The organism is Actinomadura meridiana (assembly GCF_039537545.1).
Classification (GTDB): domain Bacteria; phylum Actinomycetota; class Actinomycetes; order Streptosporangiales; family Streptosporangiaceae; genus Spirillospora; species Spirillospora meridiana.
In genome coordinates this window covers 229950-244823 of sequence record NZ_BAABAS010000003.1, presented here as the reverse complement: position 1 = coordinate 244823, position 14874 = coordinate 229950, and the positions used below count along the sequence as shown (strand labels likewise).

The window sequence follows — 14874 nt, the reverse complement described above, 5'->3', positions numbered from 1 at the left end:
ATCGGAGGATCCGCGGGTGGGGACATGATGATCGGAGCACATGACACGGCCGCCGTCGCGGCCCAGCTCGGACGGCGCCCGCGCGGCGTCCGCCGGGTGGCGAGCCGCTGCCCCTGCGGGCTGCCCGACGTGATCGAGACGTCGCCGCGGCTGCCGGACGGCACGCCGTTCCCCACGCTCTTCTACCTGACGTGCCCGAAGGCCGCGTCCGCCATCGGCACGCTGGAGGGCGGCGGGCTGATGCGCGAGATGCAGGCCAGGCTCGCGGCCGACCCCGCGCTGCGCGCCGAGTACACCGCCGCCCACGACGACTACCTGCGGCGACGCGGCGACGCCGCCCGCGACGAGGGCGTCGAGCCGCTGCCCGAGGGCACCCAGAGCGCGGGCGGCATGCCCGAACGCGTCAAGTGCCTGCACGCCCTCATCGCCCACGAGCTGGCCGTCCCCGGCGTCAGCCCGCTCGGCCGCGAGGGGCTGGACGCGCTGCCCGAATGGTGGCGTTCCGGGCCCTGCGTCGAGGTCGCCGACCATGGTCAGGTCGACGGCGATGGTCGGGCCGACGACGATCACAACGGCGCGGCGGGGGAGCAGCGGTGACGCGGGTCGCGGCCGTCGACTGTGGGACGAACTCCGTCCGCCTCCTGGTCGCCGACATCGCGCCCGGTGCGGGCGGCGTCGTCACGACGGGCGGGACGCTGACCGACGTCGAACGCCGGATGGAGATCGTCCGGCTGGGCGAGGGCGTCGACGAGACCGGACACCTGTCGCCCGCCGCGCTGGAACGGACGTTCACCGCCATGCGCGGCTATGCCGAGCTGATCGAGCGGCACGGCGCCCGCGCCGGGCACGGGCCGATCAAGACTCGCGTGGTGGCGACCAGCGCCACCCGCGACGCCGAGAACCGGGCCGACTTCGTCAGCGGCGTCGTCGACATCTTCGGCGTCGTGCCCGAGGTGATCAGCGGGGACGAGGAGGCCGAGCTGTCGTTCCTCGGCGCCACCCGCGAGCTGGCCGCGCTGCGTCCCGCCCGTCCCTACCTGGTCGTCGACATCGGCGGCGGCTCCACCGAGTTCGTCGTCGGGACGTCGTCCGCCGACGCGGCCATCTCCATCGACATCGGCTGCGTGCGGATGACCGAGCGGCACCTGCGGGACGGCGACCCGCCCACCCCGCAGCAGATCTCCAGCGCCGCCGCCGACATCGACTACGCGCTCGCGACCGTCCGCCGGGCCGTCCCGGTGCACGAGGCGCGCACGCTCGTCGGCCTCGCCGGGTCCGTCACCACGGTCGCCGGGATCGCGCTCGACCTGCCGGAATACGACTCCGACCGGATCCACCTGTCCCGGATCACGGCCGCGCAGGTCCACGAGGTGACGCGGCGGCTGCTGCACGCCACCCGGGCCGAACGCGCCGAGCTGGGCGTCATGCATCCGGGCAGGGTCGACGTGATCGGCGCGGGCGCCCTGATCCTGGACCGGATCATGCGGGAGTACGGGTTCGGCGCCGTCGTCGTCAGCGAGCACGACATCCTGGACGGCCTCGCCTGGTCCCTGGTCTGACGGGACGACTGACGAAACGCCGGATGGAACGTGCCCGCCAGGACATTCTCCTGTGGGGGGCCGACCTCCCACACCCCCGGAATCGGCCGGTCAGTGCCTGAGCTGGAACACCAGGCTCGGGATCAGCACCGCGTTCGGGTTCTGCTGCGGGACGTAGAGGACGGGCGCGCCGCTGCCCGCCTGCTGGATCCACACCTTCCCGCCGTCCACGGTCGCGCCGGAGATGGACGACCAGCTCAGCGAGACGCGGTTGCCGCGGACACCGCCGGGATGCACGGTCAGGCCCTGCGCCACGTCCACGGACTCGCCGCCGCGGACCCGTCCCGCCAGCTCGGCGACCAGCCTGCGTTCCGCGTGCTCCTGGCACAGCTGGATCAGCCGCCCCCACACGTGCTCGGGTTCGCCGTCCGGGCCCGGGTTCGCGGACACGGCGTCCCGTTCGATGACGACCTCGACGCGCGGCCCGCCCCGGAAGGGGAACCGTCCCGCCTGGAAGATCCACTGGGTGCGGGCGCCTTGGCCGTAGCCCGCGGGTCGCTCGGCGGCCCAGTACGCCACCCACTCCACGTGCGGCCAGGCAAGCGACGCGCTCCCGTACGCGACGAACCGGTCGTCGGCGTAGAGGTGCAGGCGGCGGACGGTCACGTCCAGCGGCTGGGCGACCGGGCCCGCGTCCCAGGTCGGCTGCTGGAGGTGGGGCGCCGCGTAGTGCGTGTCCTCGATCTCGTCCCTCGGACGCTGCTCCTGCGCGGGCAGCCGCAGCCGCGGCGGACGGGACGGCTCCGGATTGAGGCGCTCGGTCCAGTTCTCGCCGTCCCACCAGCGCAGGCTTCCAGTGCCATAGGGGTCTGGATACCAGCCCGGTTGCGACACTGCCCTGCCTCCCGCTTTCGCCCATGGCGCGCCAGCGCCCCGCCGCCCCGACCGGCGAACGCATCGTATCGACACAGGGGCCTGTTCAGGAGGGATGGGCGGAACCCGGCCACCGCCCGCGGCGTGCGACGATCGGTGATATGACGACCGGCAACGCCCCGTTCGTGCCGCCCGGCTCCGGATGGCCCGAGGACCCCGCGACCCCCGAGACGCCCGCCGCGCACGACGCCGGAGAGGTGCTGAGGCTCGCTGCCGAGGCGTCCGATCTCGACGATCTGTGCGCCCGGCAGTCGGTGTGCCGGGCCTGCGACCGGCTCGTCGCGTGGCGGGAGAAGGTCGCCGTCGAGCGGCGGCGGGCGTTCGCGGACGAGGAGTACTGGGGGCGTCCCATCGCCGGATGGGGCGACCCGGAGCCGCGGATCCTGATCGTCGGCCTCGCCCCCGCCGCGCACGGCGGCAACCGCACCGGGCGGATCTTCACCGGCGACCGCTCCGGCGACTGGCTGTTCGCGTCCCTGCACCGGGTCGGGCTCGCCGCGCGGCCGACCAGCGTGCGCGCGGGCGACGGGCAGCGGCTGATCGGCGCGCGGATGGCGGCGACCGTCCGGTGCGCGCCGCCCGACAACAAGCCGACGCCGCTGGAGCGCACGACGTGCCTGCCGTGGCTGGCCCGCGAGGTCGAGATGGTCGCGGAGAGCGTCCGCTGCGTCCTGTGCCTGGGCGGGTTCGCCTGGCAGGGCGTGTGGCCCGCGCTCCGGCAGGCCGGGTACGGGCTGCCGCGGCCCCGGCCGAAGTTCGGCCACGGCGCCGAGATCGAGCTGGCGCCGCCGCCCATGGCCGCCGGGCGCGGGCCTGTGCTGATGCTCGGCTGCTACCACCCGAGCCAGCAGAACACCTTCACCGGACGGGTCACCGAGGAGATGCTGGACGCCGTCCTCACCCGCGCCCGCGACTACCGGTAGGGGCCTGATCACGAGGGGGAGCACCAGGGTGAATGATCCGTATATCCGGGTATCGCTCCCGACATGCCTTCCAACCAGGGGCCCGCGAAACGGATCGTGATCGTCGGCGGCGGGTACGTCGGCATGTACACGGCGCTGCGGCTCCAGAAGAAACTGCGCGGTGAGCTGCGCCGGGGCGAGGTCGTCGTCACCGTCATCGACCCCCAGTCGTACATGACCTACCAGCCGTTCCTCCCCGAGGCCGCGGCGGGCAACCTCGAACCCCGCCATGTCGTGGCGCCGCTGCGCCGGGTGCTCCGCCGCTGCCGGATCATGAACGGGTTCGTCACGAACATCGACCACGCGTCCAGGACGCTCCGGCTCCGCCCCGCGGGCTCGCAGACGGCGGGCGTGCCCGACCGGGAGGTCGGCTACGACCTGCTCGTCGTCGCTCTCGGATCCGTGTCGCGGACGCTGCCGATCCCCGGCCTCGCCGACTGCGGGATCGGCTTCAAGACCATCGAGGAGGCGATCTTCCTGCGCAACCACGTCCTGCACCAGCTCGACATCGCCGCGTCCAACGCGGACGACGAGCGGATCAGGAGGCGGGCGCTGACGTTCGTGTTCGTCGGCGCCGGGTTCGCGGGCGTCGAGGCCATGGCGGAGCTGGAGGACATGGCGCGGGACGCCTGCCGCTGGTACCCGACCATCGACCAGCGGGAGATGCGCTGGCTGATGGTGGAGGCGACCGACCGGATCCTGCCCGAGGTGGGCCCGGAGATGGGCCGCTGGGCGACCGAGGCGCTGCGCAGGCGCGGCATCGAGGTCAAGATGGAGACGCTGCTGAAGTCCGCGGAGGGCCGGCACATCGTGCTGAGCGACGGCGAGGAGTTCGACGCCGGGACGCTCGTGTGGACCGCCGGGGTGAAACCGCATCCCGTCGTCCGGGACAGCGACCTCCCCCTGGACGACAAGGGACGTCTCAAGGCGACCGCGGAACTGACCGTCCAGGGCGCGGACGGCGTCTACGCGGCGGGCGACAACGCGGCCGTCCCCGACCTCACCGACTCCGGCGAGTTCACCGCCCCCAACGCGCAGCACGCGGTCAGGCAGGCCAAACGGCTGGGTGACAACATCGTGGCGGATCTGCACGGGAAGCCCAGAAAGCCGTATAAGCACGCCTATGTCGGGTCGGTGGCAAGCCTTGGCCTGCACAAAGGCGTCGCGAACGTCTACGGGGTGAAGCTTCGCGGGCTTCCGGCCTGGTTCATGCACCGGACGTACCATTTGTCGAGGATGCCGACGATAAATCGCAAGTTCCGGATCACCATGGACTGGACGCTCGCGATGTTCTTCCGCCGGGAGATCGTCTCCCTTGGCGAGCTGGAATGGCCGCGCCAGGAGTTCGAACTCGCCGCCGGACGACAGCACGACCTCTGACCCCAGCACAACACCTGACCGGGGACCTGCCCTGCCATGCACGACGGAGACGCCACCTGGGGCGACGCCGCCCCGGAACTGACAACCCCACCTCTCCTGGAAGATCACTCCACGGCGAGGACGGCGGGCATCGCTTCCCGGCTGGCGCCGCTGCTCACGAAGATCCTCCTCGGCAAGGGCCAGGACGCCGTGGACGAGCTGCCCATCCGCGTCCTCGCCTGGGACGGCAGCTCCGTCGGCCCGCCCGGCGCCCCCGCGTTCGTGCTCCGGCACCGGCGGGCACTGCGGCGGCTCCTGTGGAAGCCGGGCGAGACGGGCCTAGCCCGCGCCTACGTGGCCGGTGAACTCGACATTGAGGGCGACGTCCTCGCCGCGCTGGACGCCGTCCAGCGGGTGCTGCGCCGCGGCGACGAACCGATCCGGCTGAGCGGCGACGACAAGCGCGACATCGTCCGCGCCGCCGTCGTCCTCGGCGCCGTCGGCCCCGAACCAAAACCACCACCCGAGGAATCCACACGACACCGCCGCACACCGCTGGCGGAGCCCACCGCATTCTTCACCCACCTCCTCGGCCCCGGACTGGCCCACGGCACCGCCGCCTGGGAAAGGGCAGACGACCTGAACGCCGCCCAATCCGCCGCCCACAGCACCGTCGCCGAGCGCCTCGGCCTGTTCCCCGGCGCCCGTCTGCTGGACCTCGACTACGGCTGGGGCGCGTTCGCCCGATACGCGACCACCCACCACGACGCCCGCGTCGTCGCCCTCACCCGCACCCCCGACCAAGCCCTCCCCGGTGTGGAGATCCGCGGCTTCGACCTGTCCGAAGCGGGCGACGAACCCTACGACGCGATCGTCGCACTGGCGGGCACAACATCCGAAGCGAGCCCCACCGCCCGCCTACGCGAACTGTTGGCGCCCGGCGGACGCCTCCTCCTGCGGCAACCGACCAGACGCCCCGGCCCACCCCGGACTCGGCGTGCCTTCACCACCGGCCGCCTCCTCCCGGACGGAGGCGACCCGCGCCCCCTCGGCGTCCTCGTAGACGAACTGGCGGAAGCGGGTCTCGAAGTGCGCGGCGTGGAGGCGCTCCGCGAGCAGCACGCGCGCACCCTGCGGGCCTGGGCCGCGAACCTGCAACGCGGCTGGGACGAGTGCGCGGAGCTGGTCGGCCCCGGACGGGCCCGCGTCTGGCTCCTCGATCTCGCCGCGTCCGCCCTGGCCTGCGAGAACGGGCGGATGGGCGTCCACGAGATCCTCGCCATTCGCTAGAACCACCACGAGTCCGACACAAGGATCAGGTCAGAAGGACCAGGACAGAAGGACAGGTCAAAACGGCCGGTTGGCTCGATATGATTGCGCCGCCCCTGTAGCCCAATGGCAGAGGCAGGCTCCCTAAAAGAGCCAACGTGTCGGTTCGAGTCCGACCAGGGGCACGCCAAGACGGACCGGCGCTTCTGCCGTGGGGCGCCGGTTCGCCGTTTTCCCCGCATACACTGGACGCCACCCTGGCCCAAGTGGAGGCTTTGATGGAGAGCAGAAATCCGGCATTCAGGGGAAATGCCTTTGAGTTCGGGGGCCCGCGTTACGGCGCGCAGAATTACGGCGCGCCCGGCTACCAGGCGCAACCCTACGGAGCACCCGGCCAGGCACCGCCTGTCACCAGGCCCATGACCATGGACGACGTCGTCGTCCGCGGCTTCCTGACCCTGGCCGCCCTCGTCGTCGCCGCGGCGCTGGCGTGGGCGATCGTCCCGACCCGGCTCGCCGTCCCCGTGCTGGTCGTCGCGCTCATCGCCGAAATCGGCATCTGGGCGTTCATCACGTTCGGCCGCAAGGCCAACGCCCCGCTGGTCCTGACGTTCGCGGCCGTGTACGGGGTGGCCGTCGGGATCATCAGCCACACGTACAACGACATCTACCACGGCGTGGTCTTCCAGGCGGTGATCGGCACGGCGCTCGCCTTCGGTGCCACCCTCGCCGTCTACACCCTGCGCATCGTCCGCGTGACGCCCAGGTTCGCGAAGTTCACGATCGCGGCCGCCGCGGCGCTGATCGGATTGATGATCGTCAACCTGCTGGTGCAGGCGTTCGGCGGCGCGGACGGCATCGGCATCCGCGACGCGAGCAACCCGCTCGCCTACGTGTTCAGCGTCGTCGCCATCCTCGTCGGCTGCTTCTTCCTCCTGCTCGACTTCGACTCCGTCGAGCAGGGCGTCCGGTCCGGGGCGCCGGAGAAGTTCGCCTGGTACTGCGCGTTCGGCCTGGTGCTGAGCCTCGTCTGGATCTACCTGGAGATCCTCCGCCTCCTCAGCTACTTCTACGGCCGCGACTGACGACCGCGACAAACGATCAGCCCCGCGCCGACGGCGTGGGGCTGATCTACGTGGGATCTCTGCGCCAGAGTCGTGGCGCGCCATGGCGGCACGACGGCGGGGTCATCCGTTGGCGGGATCCCACCAGGTCCGTTTGAAGTCCTTCAGATAACAGGTGCTCCGCCCGCCACTCGGCGGGTGCTCAGGAGAGAGGCGTTTCAGTAGTGTCGGGCACGACGGGCACGCTCGTGCTCGCGCACCAGCGCCGCGGCGTAGCCGTGGGACAGGTTGTGCTCTTCGGCGAGCCAGGAGCTGCGCTCCTCGCAACGGGTGAACGACGGGCCGTTCTCGATCGTGGAGAACCACTCGGGGATGTCACGTCCTGTGACTTGCGGGATGCGGGCGATCAGCTTGCTGTGCGTCTCCGGCGAGTGGTTCAGTGACAATTGGCACCTCCAGGTCGCGGGGCTCTTCCTGCTGACTCTGCAACAGGAGCCCGGATGTGACAACCCCCTAACGGGGACCTATCTTTTACGTTACGTAGATCATTAATAACGGGGATGTCCTCCGGAAATGCGCAGGTGACACCCCCCAACACCAGAAGGCCCGCCCCGAAGGCGCTCACGGCGTCTCCGGGCGGGCCGACGAAGGTCGGACGGCTTTACGAAAGGCGTTCGACGACCATGGCCATGCCTTGGCCGCCGCCGACGCACATGGTCTCCAGGCCGAACTGCTTGTCGTGGAAGCGCAGGCTGTTGAGCAGCGTGGAGGTGATGCGGGCGCCGGTCATGCCGAAGGGGTGGCCGACCGCGATCGCGCCGCCGTTGACGTTCAGCTTGTCGAGGTCGATGCCGAGGTCGGCGGCGGACGGCAGCACCTGCGCGGCGAACGCCTCGTTGATCTCGACGAGGTCGATGTCGTCGATCGTCATGCCCGCCTTCGCGAGGGCCTTGCGGGAAGCGTCGACGGGGCCGAGGCCCATGATCTCGGGGGACAGGCCGGTGACGCCGGTCGACACGATCCGGGCCAGTGGGGTGATGCCGAGTTCGGCGGCCTTGGTGTCGCTCATGACGATGACCGCGGCGGCGCCGTCGTTCAGCGGACAGCAGTTGCCCGCGGTGACCGTGCCGTCGGGGCGGAACACGGGCTTGAGCCGCGAGACCTTCTCGTAGGTCGTGCCGGGCCTGGGGCCGTCGTCCTTGGCGAGGACGCTGCCGTCCGGCAGCGTCACGGGGGTGATGTCCGTCTCCCAGAATCCGTTGGCGAGTGCCTTTTCGGCGAGGTTCTGTGAGCGGACGCCGAACTCGTCCTGAGCCTGACGGGAGACGCCCCTGGCGCTCGCGACGTTCTCGGCGGTCTGGCCCATCGCGATGTAGATGTCGGGGAGGGCGCCGTCCTCGCGTGGATCGTGCCACCCGGCCGCGCCGCCCTCGCTCGTCGTCACGGTGCGGGCCTGCGCGTCGGCGAACAGCGGGTTCTGGGTGTCGGGCAGGCCGTCGCTGCTGCCCTTGGAGAACCGGCTGACGGTCTCGACTCCCGCGGAGACGATGACGTCCGCCTCCCCGGCCTTGATCGCGTGCAGCGCCATCCGGGTCGTCTGGAGCGAGGACGAGCAGTAGCGGGTGATGGTCGCGCCGGGCACCCCGTCCCATCCGAGCAGCACCGACACGACGCGGGCCATGTTGTAGCCCTGCTCGCCGCCGGGCAGGCCGCAGCCGAGGAGCAGGTCGTCGATCTGGCTCGGGTCCAGTTGCGGGACCTTGGCCATCGCGGCGGTGACCATCTGGACGGTGAGGTCGTCGGGCCGCGTTTCCTTGAGCGACCCCTTGAAGGCGCGGCCGATCGGCGAGCGCGCGGTGGCGACGATGACTGCCTCGGGCATGTGCGGGTCTCCTGGTACTCGACCGGATGTTACTCGACCGTCACCAGCAATCTAACTCGTCACCAATTCGCGGTTGGACGGCGGGTCCGGCGAGTTCCCGGTGCGGTGATGACGTAGGCCCCATGTGGGCGGGACGGCGGGCGCCGGAGGCTGATCCGCGACGCAACCGGGTGGCCGCCGCAAGCGCGGGCGGCGGACGACCGGGGGAGTCGGACGACCGGGACCGGGGGCCGTCGAAGGTGACCGGACGGGCCCCGGTCCAGGTCGGTCACGCGCCTTCGGGCTCGGTGACGGGGGCGGTGTGCGGGCGGCGGCGCAGCAGGGTCGCCCAGCGGGTCCGGTCGCGGCCCGCGACGGACGCGCCCCGGACCTCGGTGCCGGAGACCTCGGCGGCCTCCGCGGCCGCGAGGTAGACCGGCAGGACGCCGTCGCCGGGAGAACCGGCGCTCTCGGGCTCCAGGCCCAGCGCGGCGGCGAGCGACGGCAGCACGGCGGCGGCCGCGGCGGCGTATCCGCGGGCGGACGGGTGGTAGCGGTCCTCGCTGAACATCGACAGCGGGTCGGCGGCGAACTCGCGGCCGAGCAGGTCGCCCAGCGAGATGGACCGGGCGCCGCGCTCGACGACCGCGATGGTCTGCGCGGCGGCGAGCTGGCGGCTGGCCCGGCGCGCGATCCACTTCAGCGGTTGCATCAGCGGCTTCACGGACCCGAGGTCGGGGCAGGTTCCGACGACGACATGGCTGCCCGCGGCGCGCAGCCGTTCGACCGCGTCCGCGAGGTGGCGGACGGACTCGCCGGGCGGCACCCGTCCGGTCACGTCGTTGGCACCGATCATGATCACCGCGAGGTCGGGACGGACCTCAAGCGCCCGGTCGACCTGGCCGGGCAGCGCGGGCGAGCGGGCCCCCGATCGGGCCACGTTCGTCAGCCGGACGGGACGGTCGGCGATCGCCGACAGCCCGGTCGCCAGCAGCGCGGCCGGGGTCTCCTCCGGCGTGTGCACGCCGAGGCCCGCCGCGGTGGAGTCGCCGATCATGACCAGGGACAGCGGCTCGCCGCCGTGCGCGCCGCCGTAGAGGCCGTCGGCGACGGGCGCGTCGCCGTTCGGCGTGGCCTCGATCGTCCGCCGCGCGAGCTTGGCCTCGACCATCACCAGGCCGACCGTGATGCCGCCGAGGGCCGTGATGCCCCCGCCCCCGTAGGCCGCGGCCGCCGCGATGCGGCGCGCGGTGAATGCCCTCATCATGCGATGCCCCTCCGTGATCAAGTTCTACCCCGGGCCCGCCCCGTTGATGCCCGTCCGCGCCGCTCTCGGCTACCGTCAAAAGGGGGACACGACCTTCACTGGAACGACAAGGATGTCGCGGTGCACGTACACGATTCGCTCGTCGAACTCATGGGTAACACCCCGCTGGTCCGGCTGCGCAAGGTCACCGGCGGCCGCCACGGGGCGCAGGTGCTGGCCAAGGTGGAGTACTTCAACCCGGGCGGCTCGGTGAAGGACCGCATCGCGGTCCGCATGATCGACGCGGCCGAGGAGTCCGGCGCGCTGCGGCCCGGCGGGACGATCGTCGAGCCCACGTCCGGCAACACCGGCGTCGGGCTTGCGATGGTGGCGCAGGAGCGCGGCTACCGATGCGTCTTCATCTGCCCCGACAAGGTCGCCAAGGACAAGATCGACGTTCTGCGCGCATACGGCGCGGAGGTCGTGGTGTGCCCGACCGCGGTATCGCCCGAGCATCCCGATTCCTACTACTCGGTGTCGGACCGGCTGGCCGCCGAGATCCCCGGCGCGTGGAAGCCGAACCAGTACACGAACCCGCAGAACCCCGTCTCGCACTACGAGACGACGGGTCCGGAGATCTGGGAGCAGACCGAGGGCCGCGTCACCCATTTCGTGGCGGGCATCGGCACCGGCGGGACGATCAGTGGCACCGGCAAGTACCTCAAGGAGGTCTCCGGCGGCCGAGTGAAGATCATCGGCGCGGATCCCGAGGGCTCCGTCTACTCCGGCGGCAGCGGCCGTCCCTATCTCACCGAGGGCGTGGGCGAGGACATCTGGCCGGAGACCTACGACCGCACCATCTGCGACGACGTCATCGCGGTCTCCGACAAGGACTCGTTCACCATGACCCGCCGCCTGGCCCGCGAGGAGGCCCTCCTGGTCGGCGGCTCCTGTGGCATGGCCGTCGTCGCCGCCCTCCGCGTCGCCGCCGAGGCCGCCCCGGACGACGTCATCGTGGTCCTCCTCCCCGACGGGGGTCGCGGCTACCTTTCAAAGATCTTCAACGACGAATGGATGGACCAACACGGGTTCAGCGAGCGACCAACGACGCAGGCGGCGGTGCGGGACGTGCTGGCCCAGAAGGCGACCACCGACCCCGACGGCATTCCGAACTTCGTCCACATGCACCCGACCGAGACGGTGAGCGAAGCGGTGCGGGTGCTGAGGGAGTTCGGCGTGTCCCAGATGCCGGTGGTGGCCCCCGGAGCGGGACATCCCGACGTGATGGCGGGCGAAGTGATCGGCGCGGTAGAGGAACGAGTCCTGCTGCACGCCCTTTACGACGATCATGCCGGTCCGGACGAGCCGCTGGACAAGCACATGAGCCCCGCCCTGCCCGTCGTCGGATCGGGCGAATCGGTGGCGCACCTGATGACGGTCCTGGAGGGGAGGGACGCGGCGGTGGTCCTGGTGGACGGTAAGCCCGCCGGAATAGTCACCCGCCAGGACCTCCTGGCCTTCCTGGCGGGCGGCTGACTCCAGCATTCCTCCCGGCCAGGAGGTAGACGGCATCGGCAAGGCTCAGCCGATGATGTGCGACGGCTCGTCCAGCCACACGGCCTGTCCTTCCGGCGACACCGTGACACCGAAGCGATCGCGCGCGGGTTGACCCAGGTCGTTCCAGTACACCCAGGCGCGGGACACCTCGTTCCACAGATCTCGATCCCCATGGGAGGTGACCTCATACTCGCTGGCGCCGGGAACGTACTCGACGGTCGCCCACGACCCGGTCTCACGAGCGCCGGGGTAGGTCTCACGAAGCCACAAAGTGGCCTCGCCAGTACCGTCGTCGGCCTCGCACAGGTCAAAGCGGACACCTGGCGCCAAGGCCGTGATGACGACACCGCCCCCGTAGGTCTGCCAACCGGGCGCGTCATCGGCCCTGCCAATGGCTCGCGGACTGATGGAGGTGGAGTACTGCTTGGCGTGGCTCTCATGGTGAAGAAACGAACTCAACGAGCCCGATTCGGGCCGCTGGCCGCGCAGCATCATGTACCCGGCCGACGAGCCGATCCGACCGATGGCCTCGTCACCCCTCTGAGTGAGGGCGAGTTTGTGGCCATGCCCCCAAGGCGGACACCACGGCAGGACGGCGGATCCCCCGTAGTGAAGCGCAGCCAGCCACGACCACGGGATCCGCGCGACGCCAGCGGTCACGTGAAGCTTGTCGAACTTCTCGGCGGGGCTGAACTCCAGCGCGTCCAGGTTGAGCACGTGGACATTGCCGAAACCGAGACCGGCGACCCTTTCCGCCGCAGATTGGGCCAGGCCGGAGTCCACTTCGATCGAAACAACGCATGCACGTTCACCAACGATCTGGGACAGAAGACAGGCCGTCCAGCCCGATCCGGTCCCGACCTCCAGAACCAGATCTCCCGGCTCGGGCGCCAGCAGTTCCCCGAACCGCGCGACGACACCCGGAGCCGACACCGACGAGGTGAACCACCCGTTCCCGCTGGCAGGGTCTCCCTTGCCGTCATCGACCTGCGTGACGATCGAGGCGTCCGAATAGACGGCCCCCATCCACTCGTCGGGGCGGGCCTGCTGGTCGATGGCATAAGACGGCGCGTCGTGGTCGGGGTTGACCCATGCGCGCTCAGGAACGAACCACTCACGCCGTACAGCCACGAACGCCTGCTCCCACTCGGAGCGGGTGAGGTCACCCTGACCCGCCAGGATGCGGTTCAGGTCGTGCGCGTCCTTACCCTTGACCAGGCCAGGGCCCTCATTCACCGCACTCGCTCCCTATCGCTTGCCGTCGCTGGGGTTGCCTTTGGTGCCATCACCCTTACCGCCGTGACCGCCACCCTGTGGGGTATTGCTGTCGCTGCTCTTCCCGTCCTTGTTTCCCTTGCCGCCATGCTGTCCCATCTCACCCTCCTCTGGTGATATCCACTCGTGAAGCGATCAGGTTCCGGCGGAGAAGGGTCCCGGTGGGAGGTTCGTCCACCCACCGGGACCCCATCCCATTCGCCGTTAACGTGCAATGCGGCCGATAGACCACCTACTTTCTTCTTGACGGGGGAAGGAGTCACCATCTACCGCGTCCATCACGTGGTCGCCGCCGCTGCTCCGCGCCTTGCGGAGGCGACCGTGCGCGACTGGAGCCGCAGGAGGACGGCGCTGTGCCGATGGGGAACCACGGGAGGTGATGACGTGCCGCCCACGGTGGTGGAACAGCCGTGGGTGCAGTAGAAGTCCGACGATGATCCCAGCGAACAGACAACTGCCAGCCAGGACCGTCAACTGGACGAACGTCTGCTGAATCACCTCGCCCACCGGAATCACCGCGTGTTCCCGTTGGACCGGCCCTCAGCCTCGTACTTCTCCCACGTTTTGTCCTGATCCGCCATGCGCTCGCGGAGACGTGGAAGTGTCTCGGCGGTGACGATGGACGCCAGACCGGCGTGGACCTGCTCCGCCGTCAAGGGGCGACGGGTACACACGGCCCACATGCCCCATTTCGACAGGTACGGCTCATCCCATCGCCCCTCGGACTCGGGCTTGCTGTGAAGCGGGTCCTCGTGGCTGATGTCCGGAACGTCGGCATTGCCAGATGTGCCCATCCGGGTGACCCTCTCCGTCGAAGTGTGATGTACTGGTTAAACGTTCGATGACCATCTTGACCAGGTGGGACGTCAGGGTCACCCATGAAGTCAAAACCGGTATGACGACGAACCAATGGGCAGGCCATCCGGATGTTTGGCCAAAACATCCGAGGAATAGCGAGGGGGAGGGCAGGGTGGGCCTGAGTGCCAGGGACGTAGCGGCCGTGTTAAGGCAGAAGATCAACGATCAAGACTTCAAGTTCGGGGAGGTTATCCCCTCTCAGACCATACTTTCCAAGACATACCAGGTCAGCATCACGACCGTGAACAGGGCCCTCGGCGAGCTGCGCCGTGAGGGGTTGGTCCGTACCGAGCAGGGAAGAGGCACCGTTGTGACGTCTTTGCCGCACATCGTCCGAGATGCTAGAGACAGGTACACACCGGACAAGCGGAACCAGGATCGGGGAGCCTTCGCGGCTGAGGCGCGACGCCTCGGCATGTCACCGAGGTCCGACCTGACCATCTCCAGAGAGGTCCCGCCTCCGAAGGTAGCTGAGTACCTCGGCACTCCGGCCGGGGAAGAGGTCGTAGTCCGTCGCCGGTCGATGTTCGCCGACGACACCCTCGTCCAGATGGCGCCCTCGTACATCCCACTCGACATCGCTGGCGGGACCATGCTGGAGGACCACGTCCAGGCTCCCGGGGGCATGGTCTCCACCATGGCGCAGCTCGGCCACGAGCAGCAGTACGCCGACGAGTACCTCACTCCCTCAAGGCCCCCGACTGAGGACGAGGCGACGAAGTTCGGCATCGGAACCGATCAGACCGTGTTCGAGCTGTTCCACGTCGCCTACGACGCTGAGGGTCGGGCCGTGGAGGTCTGCCACTGCGTCGGACCTACCCATCTATGGCAGTTCGTTCATCGGGTTCCGATGAAGTGACCCCTCCAGTACCAGCCGCGATTCAGTTCAGGGCCGAGTTAGTCTCCGATGATGACGAGGACTTCGTGACCCGGTTCGACCGGATCGGCATGT

At 69.9% G+C, this 14874-nt stretch carries 14 protein-coding genes and 1 tRNA gene; 9 read left to right on the top strand and 6 right to left on the bottom strand.

Features of this window, described 5'->3' with window-relative positions; translation table 11 throughout:
* Positions 1–27: 27 nt before the first annotated feature.
* A complete protein-coding gene (locus tag ABD808_RS02650) occupies positions 28–597 on the top strand; it encodes a DUF501 domain-containing protein (protein ID WP_344889562.1) in 570 nt (189 codons plus the stop codon).
* The gene (locus ABD808_RS02645; RefSeq protein ID WP_344889009.1) at positions 594–1559 is read left to right on the top strand and encodes a Ppx/GppA phosphatase family protein; all 966 of its coding nucleotides are present in this window, start codon (positions 594–596) and stop codon (positions 1557–1559) included. The genes ABD808_RS02650 and ABD808_RS02645 overlap by 4 nt, the downstream gene beginning before the upstream one ends.
* A gap of 90 nt (positions 1560–1649) precedes the next feature.
* Here the strand turns inward: ABD808_RS02645 and ABD808_RS02640 are convergent, their stop codons facing one another.
* Positions 1650–2432, bottom strand: a complete 783-nt coding sequence (locus tag ABD808_RS02640) for a DUF2510 domain-containing protein (protein WP_344889006.1) — start codon at positions 2430–2432, stop codon at positions 1650–1652.
* Between the two features lie 140 nt (positions 2433–2572).
* On the opposite strand from ABD808_RS02640, the gene ABD808_RS02635 reads away from it, so the two are divergent.
* The 5 genes from ABD808_RS02635 (at position 2573) to ABD808_RS02615 (ending at position 7146) form a co-directional block, all read left to right on the top strand.
* Entirely contained in the window at positions 2573–3394 is an 822-nt protein-coding gene (locus ABD808_RS02635; protein ID WP_344889003.1) for a uracil-DNA glycosylase, read from the top strand.
* 63 nt (positions 3395–3457) lie between these two features.
* On the top strand, positions 3458–4813 hold the full coding sequence (locus tag ABD808_RS02630; protein ID WP_344889000.1) for an NAD(P)/FAD-dependent oxidoreductase: 1356 nt from the start codon (positions 3458–3460) through the stop codon (positions 4811–4813).
* A 36-nt stretch (positions 4814–4849) separates the two neighbouring features.
* Entirely contained in the window at positions 4850–6082 is a 1233-nt protein-coding gene (locus ABD808_RS02625; RefSeq protein WP_344888997.1) for a class I SAM-dependent methyltransferase, read from the top strand.
* Positions 6083–6173: 91 nt separating this feature from the next.
* Positions 6174–6246, top strand: a tRNA-Leu gene (locus ABD808_RS02620).
* 93 nt (positions 6247–6339) lie between these two features.
* Entirely contained in the window at positions 6340–7146 is an 807-nt protein-coding gene (locus ABD808_RS02615) for a Bax inhibitor-1/YccA family protein (RefSeq protein WP_344888995.1), read from the top strand.
* Between the two features lie 197 nt (positions 7147–7343).
* Here ABD808_RS02615 and ABD808_RS02610 read toward each other — a convergent pair whose 3' ends face one another.
* The 3 genes from ABD808_RS02610 to ABD808_RS02600 form a co-directional block, all read right to left on the bottom strand.
* A complete protein-coding gene (locus ABD808_RS02610; RefSeq protein ID WP_344888992.1) occupies positions 7344–7571 on the bottom strand; it encodes a DUF4287 domain-containing protein in 228 nt (75 codons plus the stop codon).
* Between the two features lie 215 nt (positions 7572–7786).
* Complete coding sequence (locus ABD808_RS02605; RefSeq protein WP_344888989.1) at positions 7787–9007, bottom strand: acetyl-CoA C-acetyltransferase; 1221 nt, start codon at positions 9005–9007, stop codon at positions 7787–7789.
* Between the two features lie 268 nt (positions 9008–9275).
* A complete protein-coding gene (locus ABD808_RS02600; protein WP_344888986.1) occupies positions 9276–10253 on the bottom strand; it encodes an SGNH/GDSL hydrolase family protein in 978 nt (325 codons plus the stop codon).
* Between the two features lie 120 nt (positions 10254–10373).
* Here ABD808_RS02600 and ABD808_RS02595 point away from each other — a divergent pair, with 120 nt between their 5' ends.
* The gene (locus ABD808_RS02595; RefSeq protein ID WP_344888983.1) at positions 10374–11768 is read left to right on the top strand and encodes a cystathionine beta-synthase; all 1395 of its coding nucleotides are present in this window, start codon (positions 10374–10376) and stop codon (positions 11766–11768) included.
* A gap of 45 nt (positions 11769–11813) precedes the next feature.
* Here ABD808_RS02595 and ABD808_RS02590 read toward each other — a convergent pair whose 3' ends face one another.
* Positions 11814–13025, bottom strand: coding sequence for a protein-L-isoaspartate O-methyltransferase family protein (locus ABD808_RS02590; protein ID WP_344888980.1), 1212 nt, complete (start codon positions 13023–13025; stop codon positions 11814–11816).
* 551 nt (positions 13026–13576) lie between these two features.
* Entirely contained in the window at positions 13577–13858 is a 282-nt protein-coding gene (locus tag ABD808_RS02585) for a hypothetical protein (RefSeq protein ID WP_344888977.1), read from the bottom strand.
* 176 nt (positions 13859–14034) lie between these two features.
* Here ABD808_RS02585 and ABD808_RS02580 point away from each other — a divergent pair, with 176 nt between their 5' ends.
* Positions 14035–14781, top strand: a complete 747-nt coding sequence (locus tag ABD808_RS02580) for a GntR family transcriptional regulator (RefSeq protein WP_344888974.1) — start codon at positions 14035–14037, stop codon at positions 14779–14781.
* Positions 14782–14874 lie beyond the last annotated feature (93 nt).

Excerpts from the sequence above, each read along its gene's own strand:
- ABD808_RS02650 (WP_344889562.1), top strand. The coding sequence starts at position 28 with ATGATCGGAGCACATGACACGGCCGCCGTCGCGGCCCAGCTCGGACGG.
- ABD808_RS02635 (WP_344889003.1), top strand. The coding sequence starts at position 2,573 with ATGACGACCGGCAACGCCCCGTTCGTGCCGCCCGGCTCCGGATGGCCC.
- ABD808_RS02630 (WP_344889000.1), top strand. The coding sequence starts at position 3,458 with ATGCCTTCCAACCAGGGGCCCGCGAAACGGATCGTGATCGTCGGCGGC.
- ABD808_RS02625 (WP_344888997.1), top strand. The coding sequence starts at position 4,850 with ATGCACGACGGAGACGCCACCTGGGGCGACGCCGCCCCGGAACTGACA.
- ABD808_RS02615 (WP_344888995.1), top strand. The coding sequence starts at position 6,340 with ATGGAGAGCAGAAATCCGGCATTCAGGGGAAATGCCTTTGAGTTCGGG.
- ABD808_RS02605 (WP_344888989.1), bottom strand. The coding sequence starts at position 9,007 with ATGCCCGAGGCAGTCATCGTCGCCACCGCGCGCTCGCCGATCGGCCGC.
- ABD808_RS02600 (WP_344888986.1), bottom strand. The coding sequence starts at position 10,253 with ATGATGAGGGCATTCACCGCGCGCCGCATCGCGGCGGCCGCGGCCTAC.
- ABD808_RS02585 (WP_344888977.1), bottom strand. The coding sequence starts at position 13,858 with ATGGGCACATCTGGCAATGCCGACGTTCCGGACATCAGCCACGAGGAC.